The 19500-nt window shown below is 41.4% G+C and carries 21 protein-coding genes; 8 read left to right on the plus strand and 13 right to left on the minus strand.

The annotated features are described in order from the left end of the window. Positions 1-62: 62 nt before the first annotated feature. Positions 63-326 carry a DUF6154 family protein gene (locus tag ABC357_RS01970; protein ID WP_412885877.1) on the minus strand — a complete coding sequence of 88 codons (264 nt, stop codon included), beginning with the start codon at positions 324-326 and terminating at the stop codon, positions 63-65. 206 nt (positions 327-532) lie between these two features. Here ABC357_RS01970 and ABC357_RS01975 point away from each other — a divergent pair, with 206 nt between their 5' ends. Beyond that, entirely contained in the window at positions 533-925 is a 393-nt protein-coding gene (locus ABC357_RS01975) for a phage holin family protein (RefSeq protein WP_412885878.1), read from the plus strand. Positions 926-1242: 317 nt separating this feature from the next. Next, positions 1243-1719, plus strand: coding sequence for an RNA deprotection pyrophosphohydrolase (ytkD, locus tag ABC357_RS01980; protein ID WP_412885879.1), 477 nt, complete (start codon positions 1243-1245; stop codon positions 1717-1719). A gap of 41 nt (positions 1720-1760) precedes the next feature. Here ytkD and ABC357_RS01985 read toward each other — a convergent pair whose 3' ends face one another. The 3 genes from ABC357_RS01985 to ABC357_RS01995 are packed head-to-tail and all read right to left on the minus strand — an operon-like array spanning position 1761 to position 4338. Beyond that, the gene (locus ABC357_RS01985; RefSeq protein WP_412885880.1) at positions 1761-2567 is read right to left on the minus strand and encodes an ABC transporter permease; all 807 of its coding nucleotides are present in this window, start codon (positions 2565-2567) and stop codon (positions 1761-1763) included. Next, entirely contained in the window at positions 2554-3327 is a 774-nt protein-coding gene (locus ABC357_RS01990) for an ABC transporter ATP-binding protein (protein WP_412885881.1), read from the minus strand. Before ABC357_RS01990 ends, ABC357_RS01985 begins: the two co-directional genes overlap by 14 nt. Before the next feature lie 12 nt (positions 3328-3339). Beyond that, complete coding sequence (locus ABC357_RS01995; protein ID WP_412885882.1) at positions 3340-4338, minus strand: ABC transporter substrate-binding protein; 999 nt, start codon at positions 4336-4338, stop codon at positions 3340-3342. Positions 4339-4509: 171 nt separating this feature from the next. Between ABC357_RS01995 and ABC357_RS02000 the strand changes: the two genes are divergently transcribed. The 6 genes from ABC357_RS02000 to ABC357_RS02025 all read left to right on the plus strand — a co-directional run bounded on the left by ABC357_RS02000 (position 4510) and on the right by ABC357_RS02025 (position 9304). Further along, the gene (locus ABC357_RS02000; protein WP_412885883.1) at positions 4510-5298 is read left to right on the plus strand and encodes an alpha/beta hydrolase family protein; all 789 of its coding nucleotides are present in this window, start codon (positions 4510-4512) and stop codon (positions 5296-5298) included. Positions 5299-5341: 43 nt separating this feature from the next. Beyond that, positions 5342-5584, plus strand: coding sequence for a DUF2584 domain-containing protein (locus ABC357_RS02005; RefSeq protein WP_412885884.1), 243 nt, complete (start codon positions 5342-5344; stop codon positions 5582-5584). A gap of 264 nt (positions 5585-5848) precedes the next feature. Next, a complete protein-coding gene (locus tag ABC357_RS02010) occupies positions 5849-7357 on the plus strand; it encodes an MBL fold metallo-hydrolase (protein WP_412885885.1) in 1509 nt (502 codons plus the stop codon). Positions 7358-7371: 14 nt separating this feature from the next. Beyond that, positions 7372-7587, plus strand: coding sequence for a DUF3006 domain-containing protein (locus ABC357_RS02015; RefSeq protein ID WP_412885886.1), 216 nt, complete (start codon positions 7372-7374; stop codon positions 7585-7587). Between the two features lie 160 nt (positions 7588-7747). Beyond that, a complete protein-coding gene (locus tag ABC357_RS02020) occupies positions 7748-8128 on the plus strand; it encodes a hypothetical protein (RefSeq protein ID WP_412885887.1) in 381 nt (126 codons plus the stop codon). Between the two features lie 147 nt (positions 8129-8275). After that, complete coding sequence (locus ABC357_RS02025; protein ID WP_412885888.1) at positions 8276-9304, plus strand: LacI family DNA-binding transcriptional regulator; 1029 nt, start codon at positions 8276-8278, stop codon at positions 9302-9304. Between the two features lie 377 nt (positions 9305-9681). On the opposite strand, the gene ABC357_RS02030 is transcribed toward ABC357_RS02025, so the two are convergent. From ABC357_RS02030 to ABC357_RS02070, 9 genes are all read right to left on the minus strand, one after another. Continuing rightward, complete coding sequence (locus ABC357_RS02030; RefSeq protein ID WP_412885889.1) at positions 9682-10797, minus strand: cysteine protease StiP family protein; 1116 nt, start codon at positions 10795-10797, stop codon at positions 9682-9684. Positions 10798-10809: 12 nt separating this feature from the next. Further along, positions 10810-12183: a phosphoribosyltransferase family protein gene (locus ABC357_RS02035; RefSeq protein ID WP_412885890.1), complete on the minus strand. Its 1374-nt coding sequence runs from the start codon at positions 12181-12183 to the stop codon at positions 10810-10812. After that, positions 12184-13392: an HpcH/HpaI aldolase/citrate lyase family protein gene (locus ABC357_RS02040; protein ID WP_412885891.1), complete on the minus strand. Its 1209-nt coding sequence runs from the start codon at positions 13390-13392 to the stop codon at positions 12184-12186. Positions 13393-13527: 135 nt separating this feature from the next. Beyond that, positions 13528-14304: a TerC family protein gene (locus tag ABC357_RS02045; protein ID WP_412885892.1), complete on the minus strand. Its 777-nt coding sequence runs from the start codon at positions 14302-14304 to the stop codon at positions 13528-13530. Between the two features lie 36 nt (positions 14305-14340). Continuing rightward, positions 14341-14919 carry a TerD family protein gene (locus ABC357_RS02050; protein ID WP_412885893.1) on the minus strand — a complete coding sequence of 193 codons (579 nt, stop codon included), beginning with the start codon at positions 14917-14919 and terminating at the stop codon, positions 14341-14343. Positions 14920-15031: 112 nt separating this feature from the next. Next, positions 15032-15616, minus strand: coding sequence for a TerD family protein (locus tag ABC357_RS02055; protein ID WP_412885894.1), 585 nt, complete (start codon positions 15614-15616; stop codon positions 15032-15034). A gap of 41 nt (positions 15617-15657) precedes the next feature. Continuing rightward, positions 15658-16260 carry a TerD family protein gene (locus tag ABC357_RS02060; RefSeq protein ID WP_412885895.1) on the minus strand — a complete coding sequence of 201 codons (603 nt, stop codon included), beginning with the start codon at positions 16258-16260 and terminating at the stop codon, positions 15658-15660. A 377-nt stretch (positions 16261-16637) separates the two neighbouring features. Continuing rightward, positions 16638-17717, minus strand: coding sequence for a toxic anion resistance protein (locus ABC357_RS02065; protein ID WP_412885896.1), 1080 nt, complete (start codon positions 17715-17717; stop codon positions 16638-16640). A 41-nt stretch (positions 17718-17758) separates the two neighbouring features. Continuing rightward, complete coding sequence (locus ABC357_RS02070) at positions 17759-19381, minus strand: YceG family protein (protein WP_412885897.1); 1623 nt, start codon at positions 19379-19381, stop codon at positions 17759-17761. Positions 19382-19500 lie beyond the last annotated feature (119 nt).

Consider the following 19500-nt stretch of genomic DNA (forward strand, 5'->3'; position numbering starts at 1 on the left):
AAAGGCCTTATCCGGTTTGGATAAGGCCTTTTGTTCTAATAAGGCAACTTCGCGCATTATGCTCAGTGCAAGTGGCGGTAAGATGAAAAATAAGAAGGGTCCTTTGGGGAAGCTGCTTTGCTGCCTGCAAATTTTCCCTTCAAGGTTTCCATTATGTACAAACCAAAAAAGCTTCTGAGTTCCATTTCATCCATCTCAAGTATATGTTCCAAAATTTCCTTGTGGTCCAATTGTTCAAGGACAGCCAGGGTAAGAATATCGATATCTTCATCGTCTCCAGTAAGTTTGGTGCGGTAGTGTTCAAATAAATCTTCGACCAATTTCATGATAAATCCCTCCCTTTCCTGTAAATTAGACAAAAGCAGAAACACTTAATAGCTTGATACATATAATAGAGTATCCTCGTTTGTTATTCTCTTTTTCTTTATATAATCTCTACTTTTGTTTTACCCTATTTCAATTTTTTTAACCAGTCCCCCTGTAATCTACGCTGCAATAGAGGTATCAATAGAAGGGAGGAGTGGAATAAAATATGGAAGAGTCTTTTGTTCAGCAGATTGTCCACTTGTATACCAGTGGAATGCCTCAATATATGACGGGTGTATACAGCAGATGGCTGTTGATGGCGCTGGCCGTATTGCTGGCCGTCGATTTGGTTTCATACATCCTGTCCGAAAGGATTTTGTCACAGCTTGTATGGAATAGTTTCCTTAAGGAAACGTTGAAACGCTTCCTCATCATGGGCATTATAGTCATTAGTTTTGTATTGGATAAGCTGTTGGGAACAGGAGATATCATAAAAAATGCGACAATGCTATTTTATATAGCGACTGAGATGACCACTATTACAAATTATGCCATCAAGACAGGCTTGCCTGTTCCTGATTTGATTAAACGGATCGTACAGGCTATTAAAAAGAAATAGGGATGGCCAAGCCGGCTGTTAGCTTGTATGCATTTATCTTTCTTGTCATTAGGTTGTAGAGTAAAATGAAGTGGACTTTTGCTCAATAAATAGATTGTCTATTTTTTGGGCAGAAGTTCAGATTCATTGAGATTATATCGAATTGGAAATGTTTTTTCAATGTTAAGAAAAATGTGTTTGCTAAGCGATTGTTGTTTATTTTTATTCAATTGGATGATTCCATAAGCCATTGGTTAGCACGCACTATGGGAGTGTGCAAAGCCGTCTAAAGCGAAAATAGACGGCAATAAGATTATGTTAGATTGGAAAGAGGAAAAATGATACATACATGTATGGATTTGAATGGAAATGCCATCAGCCTGACAACGGAATACCATCGTTTTTCGGAAGAACCTCAGCATGCCATAGTGATTATACAAAGCGGGAAAGGCTGGGTTATGACGAAGCATAAGAAAAGGGGACTTGAATTTCCAGGCGGAAAAAGGGAAAAGGGTGAAACGATTGAAGAAGCAGCCAAAAGAGAAGCTTGGGAAGAGACGGGGGCTGTCCTCAATCACTTGGTCTATCTTGCCCAATATCAAGTAACAGGCAATGCCGAAATGTTCACGAAAGATGTATATTTTGCCTGGACGGATACCATTATACAAAAAGAAGATTATTTGGAAACATCAGGTGCAGTTTTATTAGACAAGCTGCCCCATGACTTCTCTGGTGCGGAGTTCAGTTTTATCATGAAGGATGAAGTCATCCCTATTTGTTTGAACCTGATAAAAGACCGGCATTTAGGGCGCTGAACGAGAGTATGTAGTACCCTTCCTTTTGGGAAGGGTGTTGTTTACTTTTGAAGCCATTTCTTCTCTAAAAAGCCAACGAGCTGGTACATAATAGTGGCAAAGATGGCTATCAGAAGCAAGGCCATCAAGACTAGTGTGAAGTTGAAAACTTGGAACCCATAGATAATTAGATAGCCAAGCCCTTTTGCTGATACGAGGAATTCGCCCACGATGACACCTACCCATGAAAGGCCCACATTAACCTTCAGAGTGGAGATAATAGTGGGCATGGATGCCGGCAAAATGGCTTCCTTGAACGACTGGAATCTGGTGGCGCCAAATGTCTGGAGCACTTTTAAGTAGTTAGGGTCCACTTCTTTAAAGGATGTATAAACGACAATTGTGGTAATGATGACTGATATAATGGCACCCATCGCAATGATGGATGGATAGCCAGGTCCCATGGCTACAATAAGAATGGGTCCCAACGCTACTTTTGGCATCGCATTCAAAATAACCAGATATGGGTCTAGTACCTTTTGCAGCATTGGCGACCACCACAATAAAGCGGCAAGTAAGGTTCCGACCAATGTTCCGAGCAAAAAGCCGCAAATGGTTTCCACAAGAGTAACGCCTGCATGGTTCAATAATGTCCCATCCCCAATTTTCTCCACCAGCAATGTTACAATCTTGCTAGGGGAGCTGAAGATCAGCGGATCAATCCATTCCAGCCTGCTTGCACCTTCCCATACACCGAAGAAAACAATAAATATAAAGAGCTGATAGAGTCTTACCCATTTCCTTTCTCTTTGAAGGCCCTGTTTGTACTTAAGGTGCAATCCGGTAATATTTATTTTAGGATTCTTCAATGGTTTCAAACTCCTTCCAGATCGTTTGGAATAGGGAAGAATAAAGTGGGTGATTTCTCGCTTTAAAAGGAGTAAGGAGCCGCAATTCCTCCGGAACGTCATATGTCCGGAATAATCGGCCTGGTTTAGCTGCAAATAGATGGATACGGTCACTCATGGCGATGGCTTCACCAATATCATGCGTCACGAGCACCGCCGTCTTATTGAAATCTTTTAGCGTTGAGGAGACTAGGTCTTCCAGTTGCATTTTAGTCACATAATCGAGTGCCGAAAAAGGTTCGTCTAGCAAAAGAAGCTTTGGGTTTGTCGCCAAAGTTCTGACTAATGCCACTCTTTGCCTCATTCCTCCTGATAATTGATTCGGAAACTGGCTCTCTACATGTGACAGGCCGATATCGTTCAAGATTTTCAAGGCATTGATTTCATCCGCCACTTTATTTTTTTTTCCGATTTTTAAACCGAGCAATATATTTTCTCGAATCGTTTTCCAGGGAAACAGATAGTCCTGCTGGAGCATATAACCGATTTCCTGCGCTTTCGAATGGGTTACATCCTTTTCCTGGAGCGATACCTTGCCGGAGGTCGGTTTTAATAAACCTGCTATGATCGAAAGGAGTGTGGTCTTTCCGCAGCCGCTGGGTCCAAGAAACGATATGAATTCTCCTTCGTCAATCGAAAGTGAGACATCCTCAATAGCTGTATTGCTTTCGTTTGGAGTGAAATAGACGTGATGGATATCCTTTAATGATAAAAAACTCATAGCCTATTCTCCTTATTTGGAAGAGGCTTCTTTTGCCAGTTTTGTATTGACGAGCTTTTTATAGGAAGCATCCTTAGGAAGTTCGCCAGCCTCTTTCATGATTGTCTTTAAATTTTCCCATTCCTCTTGGTCGAGTACGGGGTTTGTGGCGTATGCCCCTTCTTGCTTATAGCGGTCTACTACTGTTGCCATGATATCCGCGTCTGTATCTTTGAAGTATGGTTGAATGACTGCTGCAATTTCTTTGGCATCATGGCTTTCAACCCATTTTTGAGCTTTTTGGATTGCATTTGTGAATTTTTGGACAGTATCTTTATTCTTTTTTAGGAAGCTGCTTTTCGCCATATAGGATGTGTAGGGTACCTTGCCTGATTCCTTTCCAAAGGAAGAGACGACAAAGCCTTTGCCTTCTTTTTCAAAAATGCTGGCCTGCGGTTCGAATAATTGAACGAAGTCGCCTGTACCCGATAAGTAGGCATTAGCGATATTGGCGAAATCGACATTTTGAATAAGAGTCAGGTCTTTTTGCGGGTCGATGCCATGTTGCTTAAGTACATATTCACCAACCATTTGCGGCATGCCGCCTTTACGCTGCCCAAGGAATTGGCTGCCATTTAGCTGGCTCCAATCAAAATGGTCAATTTTTTTCCGTGAAACAAGAAATGTTCCGTCTGCTTGCGTCAGCTGGGCAAAATTAATGACCGTATCCTTTGTTCCTTGTGCATCCACATAAATGCTTGTTTCTGATCCGACAAGGGCCACATCCGCTCCGTTGGCCAATAGGGTAGTCATTGTTTTATCTCCGCCCCAAGTGGTTGTTAATTTGACGTTGAGGCCCTCATCTTTGAAGAAGCCTTTTTCCAATGCGACATATTGTGGAGCATAGAAGATGGACCTTGTCACTTCTGCCACTTTGACAGTGGTATCTTCTTTATTCCCGCAACCGGACAGATATGCAAGCATAACGCCAGTTAACAGTAAACTGAGTGCGATTTTCACATATTTCTTCATTGGCAATCCTCCTATTCTTGTGTAATGCTTCCGCGGCAGCCGTATCTGCTTGGAAGATAGCTTTAGCCCCGGCCTTAATGGGGTAAAGGTTTACCATAGAGTATGAAAGAGAAAAAAATGTGTGAATGCCTAAATGCCTATTTACCATAAAACTTCAGGAGATGAGAATTAATGAACTTTAGTGACGGCACCGTTCTGGATAAGATCCCCTACCCATCGCCGCATCCGGGAATACGATTATATACGGTCACCTATGCTAGTGATGGACTTCAGGTAAAGGGCCTATTAGCAGAACCGGCAGGAGAGGAAAAGATGGATGGCTTTGTTTATTTAAGGGGTGGAATTAAAAATGTTGGGACGGTTCGCCCCGGAAGAATCATTCAATTCGCCGCCCAAGGTTTTATCGTCTTTGCCCCTTTTTATCGTGGAAACCAGGGAGGGGAAGGAGATGAAGATTTTGCCGGCGAGGACAGGAATGATGCCATAGCAGCGTTCAAGCTTCTTGAAAAGATGGACAGAGTGAAAAAAATACATATTTTCGGTTTTTCCCGAGGCGGCGTCATGGCCCTATGGACTGCAATAGAATGCCCAGAGGCAGCATCTGTTGTCACTTGGGGAGGAGTATCCGACGTAACTTTGACCTATGAGCAAAGGGTTGATTTAAGGAGGATGTTGAAACGTGTAATAGGTGGAACTCCGAATAAATATCCGGAACGCTATGAAAGACGCAATCCATTGCTTAAAATTGCCCATATTACGTGTCCGGTATTGATTATCCATGGATGCCAGGACCATAACGTGGAATTCAATCAGGCAACCCTTTTGGAAAAAACATTGAAGGAAGCAGGAAAAACAGTAGATTGCTGGTATTTTGAAGAATATACACATTATTTCCCCCCGGCGATCAACAGGGAAACAGTCAGAAAGTTAACTTCATGGATGAAAGAGCATAGCTTCTAATGGTAAAATAGGAAAGAAAAATGGAAAGAAGGGACTGACGTTCATGGGAATGCCTTTGGAGTTGAACACGATGATTGTCACAAAAGGAAATGAAGAACGTATTTCAAAAAATGATTTTGTACTGACTAAAAATGAATACCGACTTTACCCGATGAATATTCCGATTGCTGTCCGGAAAACAAAAAATAGCGAAGATATCGGTACAGCCATTATTAAAAAAGTGACTTGGGAGAATGAGAAAACAGTTATTATGTATGAATTGACTTCTTTGCATAGTGTGAACTGACAGGCCTGCGGGGTCTGTTTTTTTATTGTTCAGGAACTAACTGTTGCACTGCCAAAGGCGAAGAGCGCAAGCGCCAGCCCCTCGAGGTCTTAAGCCAATCTCTGTTAAAGGCAAAAACAGCCTTTAAGCAGAGCCTGTCTTAAGCTTGTCGGGGCTAAACGGCGCTTTCCGCTTTTGGTTCATCCAAATTTTTCGAACGTGGGTTTGTTTTTTCTGATAAACTAGCCTTATACATACTCTGTTTATTCAGAAAGGGGCTTCAACATGGCTACAGCAGGATCTATTTTCATTCTCCTGGCTCTGTTTTGCTTTTTTGCAGGCATCATAGGTGTTCTTAAAGGGAATGTAAAGCTCATCAAGATTAAATCAAGAAAAGCGGGTTCGATGGTTCTCCTAGCTTCCATCATTTTATTTGTATTAGGAGGGGCTATACTGCCTGAAGAATCTTCTACTTCGGATACTCAAATAAAATCATCGCAAGAACAGAAGGTAGAAAAAAAGGAAACAGCCGATACAAAACAAAAAAAGACTCTTCCAAAGGAAACGGCAGATACTAAGGGAAATGAAGAGTCTTCCAAACCTTCTGCAACACTTCCGCAAACACAACCGGCTACAAAGGGTGTACTTGAAGTACACTATGTTGACGTCGGCCAAGGAGCTGCTCAAGTTATCGTGACGCCAGCCAAGAAAGTGATGGTGATCGATGGGGGCAATAATGATGATGAGAACAGGATGGTTGCCTACCTGAAATCATTGGGTGTCGCTAAAGTCGATATATTGATTGGGACGCACCCAGATGCAGACCATATTGGAGGAATTGATGCTATTATTGACAACTTTCCTATCGGCACATTTTATATGCCGAAAATCCAAAGCAATACACAGACTTTTGAGTCCGTATTAATGGCTGCGCAGCGAAAAGGATTAAAAGTGACGACTGCACAGGCAGGATCAAAATTAACTCTTGATTCATCAGTAGAGCTGGCAATGATTTCGCCGATTGTTGCGTCGAATGAGACGAATGAAATGAGCGCTGTTGTCCGGATGCAGTACGGCAAGCAGTCTTTCCTGTTCACTGGGGATGCCGGAACATCCTCGGAAGAAAGAATGATTTCTTCTGGCGTTGATTTAAAGTCGACCGTATTGCTAGTCGGCCACCATGGAAGCAGGCACTCGACCGGCGCCGCTTTTGTTCAGGCTGTGCAGCCGCAATATGCGGTTATTCAAGTAGGGGCAAAGAATAACTATGGCCACCCGGAAGATGAAGTATTGGCCAGATTGAATCATGCAGGAGCTAAGCTATATCGAACTGATAAAGACGGGACAATCATATTTAAGACGGACGGGAACACAATAACCGTCAACAAAAGTGCCTGGGCATACAATGGGCCATCACGTTCACAAACAGGGGAGGCAAATGCCACAGTAACACCAACGCCGGCAGCTCCTAAAGCATCCAGCCCTGCAACAAATGGCCCCATTACCGCGGCTGCGACGATTGACCAAACTTCTCCCCGCCAAAACCAACAGGTCACTGTCAGTGTATCTGTGAAAGACCAGAGTGGAAAACCGGTCAGCGGAGCTCAGGTGGAATTGAATGTGCATTATAAATCAACAGATACACAATACAGCGGCAGCACCGATGCGAATGGGATCGCATCCATTCCATTCAGAATTGGAAGAGCAGCAAAGGGATTCCAAGTGAACGGTGATGTAAGTGTCCAAGCAAACGGGCAAAATGCTTCGGCAAGTATTGCGTTTACGCCACAATAAGAGGAGGATGGGCTATGACAGCGATCGTTGATTCTTTTGAAGGTGATTACATGGTACTAGAAGTTGATGGAACAGTGAAGGATATACCCCGCTGCGAGGTTGAAGCAAGTGTACAGGTGGGGGACGTTGTTAGACAAAAGAACGGTAAGTGGTATAAAGATGAAGAACAAACGAAAGCACGCCAAAAAAAAATTAAATCGTTAATGGATTCCGTTTGGGAAGACGAGTAAAACGGTAAGCGTTGAAATGAAGCCTTTGCTTTGTTTCAACGTTTTTTTATATGCACAAAAAACCCCGAATTCTGTAAGCTACAGTTCGATTTACCATAAAAAGGAAATTATGTATAATGAAGAACTAAAGGGATTTAGGTTATTAGAAGGAAGAATTAAAATGACTGGATCATTACTTGTTTTTTATGTTTTTATAGTTGTTGTCCTTCTTATGGGGGTATATGTGAAATGGTGGATAAGGTTAGCCCTGGCGATTTATCAGTTTGTTGTTTTTCATCTCTTTACTAATCAGTACAATAAAATAATGCAAATCGATAAAGTCGAAGTTTTTTCTAAAAGTAGAGAGGCTCTTGTGGATAAATATGAGGTCTATTTTTATCTTCCATTTTTTATTTTTGTTTTTTATGCATATTTTAAATGGATAAAAAACATAAAAACAGGTAGTCAACTGGCATTATTAATATGTAGTATTATCCTATTTGTAGTCATCTTTTTGGTTATTAATCTATTTATGTATATGCTTTTAGGCTATGAGCCATAAATACAGTTCTCTGTTTCCTGATAATTCCATACCTAGCCACCTAAAAAGGATTTGAATACACCGGCAGGCAAAATGCCATTTAATTGAAATCTACACAATTGACGCTATACTTAGGATACCAGCAAAGATTAAAGGTGGAATAAATGAATGAAAGTAACAATAAAAGATATAGCAAGGTTAGCGGGAGTATCTCCGAGCAGCGTTTCTTTAGTCCTGAATGAGAGGCCATGCCGGATCAGCGAAGAGAAAAAAGAAAGGATTAAACGGATAGCGGTTGAGTACCATTATTCTGCCAATCAAATGGCGAGGAGCCTTGTCACTAAGCAAACGAAAACAGTGGGATTGCTGATGCCTGATATTGAAAACGTATTCTTCTCTTCTTTAGCTAAACATATTGAAATGATATGCAGGAAACAGGGATACGCGTTAATGATTGTAAATACGAACAATGAATACAGAAATGATTTACAGCTGACGGATTTACTTGTGTCCCGGTCTGTTGATGGATTATTTATTATTCCGAGCGATGAGTCCTATAAAGACTGTCGGGAAATGATTGAAAAATTAAAAACCGTTCATACACCGTTTGTGATGTTGGACCGGGTTTATGATGAAATAAGATGTGATAAAGTGCAATTCGATAATGAAAAAGGAGCTTTTATGGCGGTGCAGTATTTATTGGATCATGGACACCGTAAAATTGCCTGCATCACGAGCTCAAAAGCCTCCAATAACGGCAGGCTAAGGTTGAAGGGATATGAAAGGGCAATGGCAACCTGCCAGTTGGATATACAAGCGAAATACATATTAGAAGGGGATTACGGGGTTGAAAGCGGGTATATGGCCGCTGATCAATTACTATCTGAAGATATAACGGCTGTATTTATTTCAAATGACATGATGATGCTCGGATTCTTACGGAATATGCACGAAAAAAATAAACAAATACCGGACGATTATTCGATTGTCAGCTATGATCATTCTATTTATACATATTTGGTAGGGCCCGAAATTACTTCAGTAGAGCAAAATACAAATGAATTGGCAGAGAAAGCGTGCGGTTTATTGTTCGCACGTCTGCAAAATCCGGACAAACCATATGAGCAGCTGTGCCTGATGCCAAAGCTTATCGAGAAAAGCAGTGTGAAAAGAGTGGAGAGTAAAGTACAGGCATAAGTGTCTAAGATATTTACTCGAATATGTCCGAAACTTATACATACAGTGGCCATTGCATATGGGAAATGGATAATCGGCCGTTTATCTGAGAATAGATTGCCTTCAGCTATTAGTTCAAGGATAGCCCCCTAATGACCAGGAATGTGCTGGACTATTAGGGGGCATTTCTCTATTATCAAAGATTTTCTTTGTAGAATGTCCCTAATTTTTCAATGGCTTGTTCGACTGCTTAGCCATAACCTTATTATCCGCTTAAATCATGAACACTTCTCTGTTGCTGTTTTTCGCTGATTCCAGGAATTATTGAGATGGCGAATGGTTCCCACTCTTTTGAATTCAATGAAGAAGTAACATATACTCAGAGTCGGTTTGGTCGCTTATTCACGCATATCTTTAATAATTCCGCAGCAGGAATAAGACATATCAGGAAATTCCTCCACTGGCACATTGCGGTCGCGAGCAAGCATAAGAATATGGGAAAGATCGCTCCGATTTGCCGGATTAATCAGTATTTTCCAAGGGACTCTCCTTAAAAGGACTCTTGTCGTCTCGCCGACACCAGGTTTGATAAAATGAACGTTTTCTATATTGTATAGCTTCTTGATAGAATCGACAGTCTGCATCCCTTTCCATGAGGGGCTGCAGTCCTCGGTGTTACGTTTGATAAGCGCCTCCTTAATCGCTGCTTTGGCGAAATGGAATTCTGCCTGGATTGTATCTACATAGAGATTGGAAACATCTGCGTTCATTAATTCCTTGTAATACTTAGCTCCATGAAAATCATCTTTATCCATAAATGAATGATTCAACACTGTTCGGCTGACCAGACCTGAGACCGTACTGTTCAAGCAAGCTGATGGAATGAGAAAATCATCCCTAGTCCCAAATAAGTCAGTGCAATGGCCTGGATCTGCCAGGACGGCAAGGGATGGTTCCACTGTTTGTGTGTGGGTCTGGTTGAATTTTTCGCAATCTTCCTGTAATTGTTTGAGGATAGCTCCTTTACCTGTCCACCCATCGACAAATTGGACATCCGCAAGGGGATGCTGCTCAAATATATAGGATAAGGCGCGTTCATCGATCCCTCTTCCGCGTATGATGCTGATGGAATAGTGAGGGATGTTCATTTGATAGTTTTCCTGTAGATAACGTTTAAGTAAAACGCCAATGGGAGTCCCGGCCCTTGCCAAGCTGACTAGGACCAGATTATCCAGTCCACGCCTTTCGGCAACTAGCTCAGCCACGACACCGAGAGATATGGCCACCCGTCTGGAATATTCCTTCAATGTTGTACGAAACATCGTGATATACTCTTCAGTCGGCTGATATTCTTTTGGAAGCATTTCTGAGTAATGTATGCCTGATTGAATCAATGATTCTCGTGTTTCAGTGCTGGTTTCATTCAGAAAGGCAGATATCTCTCTTAGTAAAAAGATCGCATCATCCTCGCTGTAGCTGCCCATCTTATCCGGAATTGATCGAGTCTTCGCCATAAGTGCACCCTCCTATTCTTCATCCATTTGATTTATCACGATTATTTTAATAGAGGAAGCAGCAGATTTTGATAATTCATTTATCAATTCTTGCATGCTATCTCGAGAAAATGTTCTTTCGGCAATTACAAAAATTTCTTCGCATTCTCCAGGCTCTATTTGATAGAGATAATTTTGGATTCCCGGATTTTCCGGCGAAGAAAATGAATATTTTTGGCGAATGCAGTAATCTTCACTTTCTGAAGGATATATTGGACTTCTCGTGGTGGATTGAAACGTGATGCCATCGCCCATATAGGAGGCGATTCTCATCGGGACATACATGAATTCGCCAGTGCCGATCACACGTGTATATTTGCTCTGTCTGCTGTGTTTCAGTTCTAGTCCTATATCCATTAGATCCTTTTCAAAAGCGGCTGCCTCATGAATGGCAAGTCCGAAGCGACCTGTATGTTTTAGGTAGGGAGCTTTCATAATCTGGCGTTTTCCGTTAAGAGAAGTGACCTTTTTTTTGTCACCTTTAAAGTTAAGTGGGTACCAGGACACATTTGCCGGTTGACTTGTTATAGATATGGATGGCTCATCCGTGAATGATATTGAGCCTTTGGCCCCTACAGTTCCGCCAAGAAGTGAAACTTCATGGATTGTTATTCCTAACTCTTGTTCAACGTTCCGGAAGGCCTGTTGATGTTCTTCGTTTCTCCAGTCAAGTATGGATACGACGCTGAATACTTTTTTCCAAGGATAATTCTGATGGATCGTCCGGATGATATTTAATGCTGTTTTGCCTGTCGTGATTTCATCATCCACTAATATGACCTCGTCATCGGAGCGGAATATAGCTTCTTCACCATACATTCTGTGGCTTGTTGCATGTGAATGCTCTTCTTCGAAGTCAATAATGGAATGTAGTTCATTAATCTCTTCCCTTGTAGTATGGATAAATGTTAAGTCATCCTTAAAGGTCATGAAGAACGCGTGGCCCAAGGCTGTTGCCGTTTCGGCAAATCCGATAACGGCCGCGGGCTTTAGCGGTTTTATGGGATTATTGCGCACATTTTTAAGAGCTTCTGGAAGATTGGCACCGGACTTTATGCTACTGGCTATTTTCTCCATATATTCATTTGTGATGCCATGGACCTGGCTCATATAAGCCATCGCCAATAAATGGCCTGTCAGCAACGGAATTTCCGGTTTAACAGGTAAGTGCTTGCCAAGGATTTTAGATACAAATAAGAAACTTCTTTTCGGATTGATTCGGGCTGCTAACGAAAATAATTGATCTGTATCGAAGCAGAAAGGGTTACTTTTAATGTCTAATTCTATTGTGATTCTATCTAGCACGGAATACTTTTGTAATCCATTCATTTTTTTGATTTCGTTCATTCAGTTCACCTCGAGTATTTCTGCAGCTTGATAGTCTTTCAGTAATAGACTTGTAAAGTCATGGTCAGGATGGAAGACACCAAAAGCTTTTGCACGGAGTAGTATTTTCTTCGCCCAATTCATATGTGGCTTTATTTCATTCATTTTATTGCTATAGCTGCTTTTTTCAACTCCGATCATTCCCGATCCATTAGACAGGATGGAGGTTGCATCCATATATTCTTCATGAGTCACTACATAAAGGGAGTGGACAGGTTTGATATGTGTCGGATGGATGATGGTTTTGCCGATAATACCGTTTAACTTATCAAGAATCACTTCATTGATGAGTCCGTCAATATATTGATCGATCATGTCCGAGCGCATTTGAATTCCGGTTTTCCCATATTTGGCCTGGAATGGGGTAGTCCGAAGCGTTGGTTTCAGTATGCGGTGTTCGTTGGAGAAATACTCCCATACTGGCCCAGAAATAACGTAACCGGCACTCTGCCGTGTGAATAGATTGATAATGTCTGAGATACAATCACGTATGATGGACACATCGTAAATGGTTGTATCTACATCTCGGCGAATGCCGAAAAGACCGCAAAAATCAGTAGCCCCAATACGTATATTCAAGATAAGGTCATTGTAGTTGTCCATGATTCTAGTAAGTGAAAGCAATTCATCCATTCTGCTTTCCTTATAGATAACCTGAGGCGATTCCAGGATAGGCATTGCATACAGCTTTCGATCCGGCCTGTTTTGCTCCTTCAGGATTTGGAGGAAGGCTTCTCCGTTAGCAGTGGAGAATTTAGGGAATACATAACCAGTCAGAATGGATTGCCATTCGCCCAATTCTTCTGAAATTCTTTTCAATTGCGCAGGATTTCTTACTCTGACAAAGATGAGAGGCAAGTCTTCACTGTTTATGATCCGGTCAGAAAGAGCGTTAGCTAAAGCTGCTAATTGATTGAGTAAATTTTGTTCTGCATTGGCGAGAAGTACATCCCCGACAGCATCCTCCAGATCGATGACGATAGACGTCAATTCAGGATATTTCTTCTGAATAATATCTGAAGAAATGGTGGCTTTAGTGGCAGGCATATATAAGGCTGCACCGAGGGCATATGCCAGCAATTCTTTTGGCGAGTGCTTCGTGAAGCTTTCAGGCTGCTTAAAAAAGACTTCTTCCATGTAAATGGGACTCTCATCATTGAAGTGTCTCATATAAATACGCGCTCCTTACTAGTTGGACTAGCCCATAGGGCATTACTCATTTTCGAGTGTAATAATAGACAGGCAAATGGATTGGCTCGCTGATAAAAAGAAGGCTACCGCTATTGCAGTAGCCCTACTCGCGTTTTATTCTTCCTTTGCGGCGGCTGTTTCCTCTTTGGCCGCTTTGGATTTATTCACATAATGGATAACGAACGTAATAACAAACGCCATCACGATGATGAGGAAGAAATATGCATGAGGCAGTTCGTAGCCAAAAACGCTTATGAACATCTTTAAGGCAATGATGCCGATCAGAACAAATGCAGTGTTTTCAAGCTCGGGAAACTTATCGATCAATAGCAGGAATAGGCTGGCTACTGTCCGCATCAGCAAAATGCCGACCATTCCTCCAATTAATAATACCCATACCTGGTCTGAAATGGCGAAGGCTGCTAAAATGGAATCAGCTGAAAAGGCTACATCCATTAGCTCGACAGAAATGACAGTAGCCCAAAATACACCGAATGTCCTGGCCAAAAAGCCTTTTTTATTGAATTCTTTTTCATCCTCATTATCCTGTGATTTCTTTCGGAAATGATTTATGGAGATCCATGCCAAGTAGGCTGCGCCAAGAATTTTGATAAAGGCAAATTTGACAAGGTAAACGCCAATCCCAATAAAGAGGAATCGGAATATATAGGCTCCCAACAGTCCATACATTAATGCTTTTTTTCTTTTTTTCTCAGGAAGATGCTTCACCATTACAGCCAACACTAAAGCGTTATCGGCAGAAAGCAGCCCTTCCATGAGAATCAATGTGCCAATAAGTCCCCATGATACTGGATCTGTCAGTATCTGAGCCCACATGCCAAAATCAAAAAACATGGCATACGTATCCAAAATCTTTGTTAATACGTCCAAATTCTAAAAACCTCCATATAGTAGATAAGGGGAATGCTAAGCGTCCAATCCGTAGGCATGGACTAGAGCTTGCAATCCTCCTTGGTAGCCTGAGCCTACAGCACTGAATTTCCAAGCTCCATTATGTTTGTATAATTCACAGAAGACAACAGCTGTTTCGATGCTGAAATCCTCTCCAAGATCATATCGAAGCACCTCTTCATTCGTATCTTCATCCACTAGGCGGACGAAGGCGTTTGCAATCTGTCCGAAGTTTTGATTGCGGTTCTCTGCTTCATGGATAGTCACTGTAAAAGCGATTTTATCGACTTGAGGGGAAACCTTGGAAAGATCGATTTTAATTTGTTCATCATCGCCTTCGCCTTCTCCAGTTCGGTTATCGCCAGTGTGGGTAACAGACCCGTCTGTGCTTTGTAAATTGTTGTAGAAAATGAAATCCAATTCGTTGCTGCATTTTCCGTTAGGGTTCAGAAGGAAAGCGGAAGCATCCAAGTCGAAATCCTGCCCGCCGTCATACTGTTTAACATCCCAGCCAAGACCTACAATAATCTTCTGCATCGTGGGGTTCGTCTTTGAAAGATCTATCTTTTGTCCTTTGCTTAATTGAATGGCCATTACACAATCAAACTCCCTTCATGTTCATTGTTTCATATTTTGGAGAGGCAATAGTTTGTTATGAGAGGAATGGACCATCGGGAATCACGTGACGGTCCATTCCAAATCTTATTTATTCAATTTCGAGTCCGTAGTCCCGGCAGAGGGCGGCAAGCCCTCCTTGATAGCCAGATCCGACAGCACTGAATTTCCATTCACCGTTATGGCGATATATTTCGCCGACAACTACAGCTGTCTCAATGCTGAAATCTTCTCCTAAATCGTAACGGATTAATTCCTGTTTGGAATCCTGGTCTACCACACGGATAAATGAGTTTGAAACCATTCCGAAGTTTTGGTTTCGAGTTTCGGCTTCATGGATAGTCACGGCAAATGCTATGCGTTCAATGTGGAAGGGAACGTCTTTAATAGAGATTTTAACTTGTTCATCATCCCCATCCCCATCACCGGTTAAATTGTCACCAGTGTGGACAACAGAGCCATTCGCGCCTGCTGTATTGTTGTAAAAAATAAAATCCTCCGCACCTTGGACTTTTCCATTTGCATTCAATAAAAATACAGATGCATCCAAGTCGAAACTTTGCCCGCCATCATATTTATTTACATCCCAGCCCAGTCCGACCATCACATGCGATAAGCCGGGATTTGTTTTTGTCAAGTCAACCTTTTGGCCTTTAGTCAATGATACTGTTGCCATTCTATTCTTCCTCCTTGTTATTGCAGGATTATATAGGGTATTTACTGATATTTAGCAACGATTTCAGTTAAATTGGCATCTTTTGTGCCGTCACCTATTGCGGCGAATTTCCAATCTCCGCCGTTGCGGTAAATTTCTCCGGCAATAAGCGTCGTTAAACCTGCATAGTTGTCGCTTAAATTATACTTCAGCATTTCTTCCCCGGTCTGTTTATTGACGATTCGGATGAATGCATTCTGAATCATGCCGAAATCCTGGTTCCGCCGTTTGCAGTCATAGATATTTACCACGAAAACCAGTCTATTGTATTTATCGGGAATGGATTTTAAATCAACCATGATTACTTCATCATCGCCTTCGCCTTCCCCGGTAATGTTATCCCCTGAATGCCGGATAGATCTGCAAAGGCTATTTTTGTTCCCGAAATAAATTAGGTCATTCTTGTTCACGAATCGATCATCCTGAAGCATAATAACCGATGCATCGCAGTCGATATTCTTCTCTTTTCCGCCCCCGAACAAGCCGGATAACAATCCGGTAGATTTGCTTACCGGATCCCATCCCAAACCTACATGAAGCTGGTTCAAAGCCGAGTTTCCTTTTGTTAGATCAATTCGTTGCCCTTTTTGTAAACTGATTGCCATATAAAAGATCCCCCTTTATGGTTTACTGCCTTAGAAATGCAAACTTATCCAGTGTAATTCTGACTCAGGGAGCCGGAATCCCATCTTCTCGTGCAGTAATTCACATATGTAAAGAATTGCCTATTCTATCAGAATTATGTGAATTATAAATGTCTTAATACTAACAATATTACCATCTTTCGTCCGAAAAACCTATTGTAAAGCTAGAGTTTGACAATATTAGACAAAAAAATCACTATGGATTGTCGATGAGAATTCACAATTGCTTTCATCCCATATAGTTTGTTTTTCAGCATTATCTAAAGATAGGAGAAGGAGCGAATAATTTAATAGGGGAAATGAAAAAAGGAGCCACTAGAGAAGTGGCTCCTGCTTTATTATGCCTGCGAAAGGACCCGTTTTGCATCTTCACGTAGGGATTCAAGGCGTTTTTTATCTTCGATGCGCTGCATTGCTTGTTCGTCTTTGACTTTTTTGTAATCATCAATTCCTTTTACAATGGTATCCCACATCGTTTCGATCGTTTCCATTTTGATACTGGAGCTGCCTGAGCGTTGAGCAATTTCGACACTTTGATTCATAATATCCGCTGTGACATCTTTCAGCATTTGGTTAGCGCGGTCTTCGAACGCATTCAATGAATCTGAATGCATCTTTTGGCGTTTGGCATGGACAGTATTGATAATGCCCATTTTGAAGATAGGGATGGTGGTTACGAAAGCACTGTTTATTTTGGCTACTAAATCGTTGTTTCCACGCTGCATCGTTTTAATTTGGGGAGCAGCAATAATGGCGACCATCCGGGCTTTGTCCAAATCATCAATTTTCCGTTCCAATAGTTCCTGAACGTTGCGCATTGCCTCCAATTGCATTCTAGCCATTTGGTCTCCGCTGTTCACTCGTTCCTCAAGTTGTGGAATGAGCGAATTTTTGACTTCTTCTAACTTTACTTCTGCAGCGACTGAATATTTTTCTAAATCAAAGTAATAATGAATGTCTTCTTCATATAGGCCTTCCAGCTCTGTATTGGATTTTTTTAGTTCATCCTCAATGATGGCAAACTGGGCATGGATTTTTTCAATTTCGCCGCCCAGTGTTTGGTATTTCTTGAAGAGGGCATCAATTGTTTTTTTTGCCCGTTTGAACACTTTGTCCAGAAGTCCAGGTTCCTTCATAATTTCATTTTTATCGAATTGTTTCATGACTTTCTCCAGCTGGTTAAGAAGAGAGCTGGATTGGTCAAGCTTTGTTACGCTCATTGAATTCAAAATGCGGTCTGAAAACTTGGAAAGCTTCATCGCTGGCTCCTTGCCGAGCGACAATAATTCATTTTGATCCCTTATGTCAATGTTATTCACAATTTGTATGACTTGAGGGTCTTGTCTTAATTGAAGTCTCAGCTCCTGAGCGGTCGCCTGGTTCAATTCCTGTGTTTGCAGTTGTGGTGAAGTACTCATTCTCTCATTTCCCCTATCTTTAAATAGAATGGTTTCATTTGTTAGAAAATCCGCTTGATAAACTTCGAAAACAGAGTGTGTTCTTTTTTATCAGAACCTTTAAAAGGCTGGTTGAATGCTACATCCTCGAGCCAATGGACATCAAAGTGCGAAGAATCGATATATGCTTCGATATCATTATGGCCGGCTGGATTATAGAGGATAATATCGAATCCGAATTCATTCAGGAAGAGCAACAGTGCGGCATCTTCCCTCGAAATGTTTCCATGCTCCCCGTTGTTGTAAAGAATAATCTTAGGTATTTCTTGTGAGTAATCGAATTTTTGCATCATTTGCAATATGCGTTCTGGAATCATGGATGCCTGTTTTAACAGGAATACTTGAAGATCCTGGTCTTTTTCTTGATCAGTTTTATTCAGCTTTGGATGTTCGCAATATTCTTTAATAACCTCCGCGATTGAAGTTTGCAGTTCATTGGGCAAATGGCCATAGCGCCACCAGTTGCCTTTCATCATTTTATCGACCGATAGTTCACCTTTGTCCAATGAATGAGTGTAATGGAAATGATAATTTGATTTATTCATTGGCGAAAAGGGGAATTGCTGTACCAGCAGTGACAAGGGCAGATTTTGCAAATCGTTGATTCGGTCCCAATATTCTTTTTGGTTTTTGGATATTCCCTGTATTTTAGAAAAGATATTTGGTATGTACACTTTGTTTTTCTCTACCTTGAACTGCGGACGGATCATTGCTGTTTCTTTTGCGTAAATAAAAATGTCATCGTACGTCATCCGCATGGTCAGCGGAGAAGGGATGAAATGTCTGAATTGCCAAGGTTTAAATACACCTGATTCGACATCATTCATCATGATTTCAAGCTGTTTATTTGCCCTATAAGCAACGGTTGTCTGTCTGTCGCGGGACTGTTTAGGAAAATCTTCAAGTTTGCCCTTGTTTGAATAAGCATACGTAACAGAATAGGTATTGCCAGAGTCGATCTGTGCGAAAAGGTCTGTTCCTTCAGGGTGAAAGATCAAGACATCGCAACCAAACTCCATCAGAAGCATTAGGAAATACAATTGGCTCTGGCTACAATTCCCATACCAGACTACCTTAGGGAAATCATCGCCAATGGACAGGGAAGCAATCCATTTCTCTAAATGGTTTCTCATCCATTTGACAAGATCTATCAAGAAACGCCTGAACTCCTGTGATTGCAAGCCTTGGTTATGATTGTTTTGAAACAGTTCCACAATACTGATTACAGTCGTTTGGATATGGTGATTAATGAAAGGATCATGATGCTTTGGAAGCAATCCTTTTCCGATCATAAAAGCGATCAATCGTTTGATGGAGAGACCTTTTGGCTCTCGTTGATGAATTTCCAGCAGTTCCTGAATGGATTTAAATACATCATTTTGGATGGTTTTATCCAATTCTTCGCTAAGAACATGAATATAAGGTTTTGTTTTCATATCGAATAAAGAATTATAATAATCATCCTCATCCAAAGGTACGCCGAGAATCCTTAGGCCGATTCGGCTGAATTGCCATTGTTCTTCGTCCAGTTTGTATAGCGGGCGTTCTTTTGAGGAGGAGAGAAAGGTATTCAGCCAGTCATCTGTTGATGTGTACAGAATCGGCTGTATTTGTAGCTGCTTCACTCAGGCTTCTCCTTTCTGAAAGAAGTTTGATATATAAGTAGTATATAGGTATTATTTGATAATTAGCTATATTTTCATAATTGTATTTTTTATTATATCAATTCTCTGCCGGTGTGAGA

The organism is Bacillus kalamii, assembly GCF_047238185.1.
Lineage (GTDB): Bacteria > Bacillota > Bacilli > Bacillales > DSM-1321 > Bacillus_AD.

Excerpts from the sequence above, each read along its gene's own strand:
- ABC357_RS01990 (WP_412885881.1), bottom strand. The coding sequence starts at position 3,327 with ATGAGTTTTTTATCATTAAAGGATATCCATCACGTCTATTTCACTCCA.
- ABC357_RS02010 (WP_412885885.1), top strand. The coding sequence starts at position 5,849 with ATGGCTACAGCAGGATCTATTTTCATTCTCCTGGCTCTGTTTTGCTTT.
- ABC357_RS02055 (WP_412885894.1), bottom strand. The coding sequence starts at position 15,616 with ATGGCAACAGTATCATTGACTAAAGGCCAAAAGGTTGACTTGACAAAA.
- ABC357_RS02035 (WP_412885890.1), bottom strand. The coding sequence starts at position 12,183 with ATGAACGAAATCAAAAAAATGAATGGATTACAAAAGTATTCCGTGCTA.
- ABC357_RS02050 (WP_412885893.1), bottom strand. The coding sequence starts at position 14,919 with ATGGCCATTCAATTAAGCAAAGGACAAAAGATAGATCTTTCAAAGACG.
- ABC357_RS02015 (WP_412885886.1), top strand. The coding sequence starts at position 7,372 with ATGACAGCGATCGTTGATTCTTTTGAAGGTGATTACATGGTACTAGAA.
- ytkD (WP_412885879.1), top strand. The coding sequence starts at position 1,243 with ATGATACATACATGTATGGATTTGAATGGAAATGCCATCAGCCTGACA.
- ABC357_RS01970 (WP_412885877.1), bottom strand. The coding sequence starts at position 326 with ATGAAATTGGTCGAAGATTTATTTGAACACTACCGCACCAAACTTACT.
- ABC357_RS02005 (WP_412885884.1), top strand. The coding sequence starts at position 5,342 with ATGGGAATGCCTTTGGAGTTGAACACGATGATTGTCACAAAAGGAAAT.
- ABC357_RS02065 (WP_412885896.1), bottom strand. The coding sequence starts at position 17,717 with ATGAGTACTTCACCACAACTGCAAACACAGGAATTGAACCAGGCGACC.
- ABC357_RS02060 (WP_412885895.1), bottom strand. The coding sequence starts at position 16,260 with ATGGCAATCAGTTTACAAAAAGGGCAACGAATTGATCTAACAAAAGGA.
- ABC357_RS01975 (WP_412885878.1), top strand. The coding sequence starts at position 533 with ATGGAAGAGTCTTTTGTTCAGCAGATTGTCCACTTGTATACCAGTGGA.
- ABC357_RS01995 (WP_412885882.1), bottom strand. The coding sequence starts at position 4,338 with ATGAAGAAATATGTGAAAATCGCACTCAGTTTACTGTTAACTGGCGTT.
- ABC357_RS02040 (WP_412885891.1), bottom strand. The coding sequence starts at position 13,392 with ATGAGACACTTCAATGATGAGAGTCCCATTTACATGGAAGAAGTCTTT.
- ABC357_RS02025 (WP_412885888.1), top strand. The coding sequence starts at position 8,276 with ATGAAAGTAACAATAAAAGATATAGCAAGGTTAGCGGGAGTATCTCCG.
- ABC357_RS02030 (WP_412885889.1), bottom strand. The coding sequence starts at position 10,797 with ATGGCGAAGACTCGATCAATTCCGGATAAGATGGGCAGCTACAGCGAG.
- ABC357_RS02000 (WP_412885883.1), top strand. The coding sequence starts at position 4,510 with ATGAACTTTAGTGACGGCACCGTTCTGGATAAGATCCCCTACCCATCG.
- ABC357_RS02020 (WP_412885887.1), top strand. The coding sequence starts at position 7,748 with ATGACTGGATCATTACTTGTTTTTTATGTTTTTATAGTTGTTGTCCTT.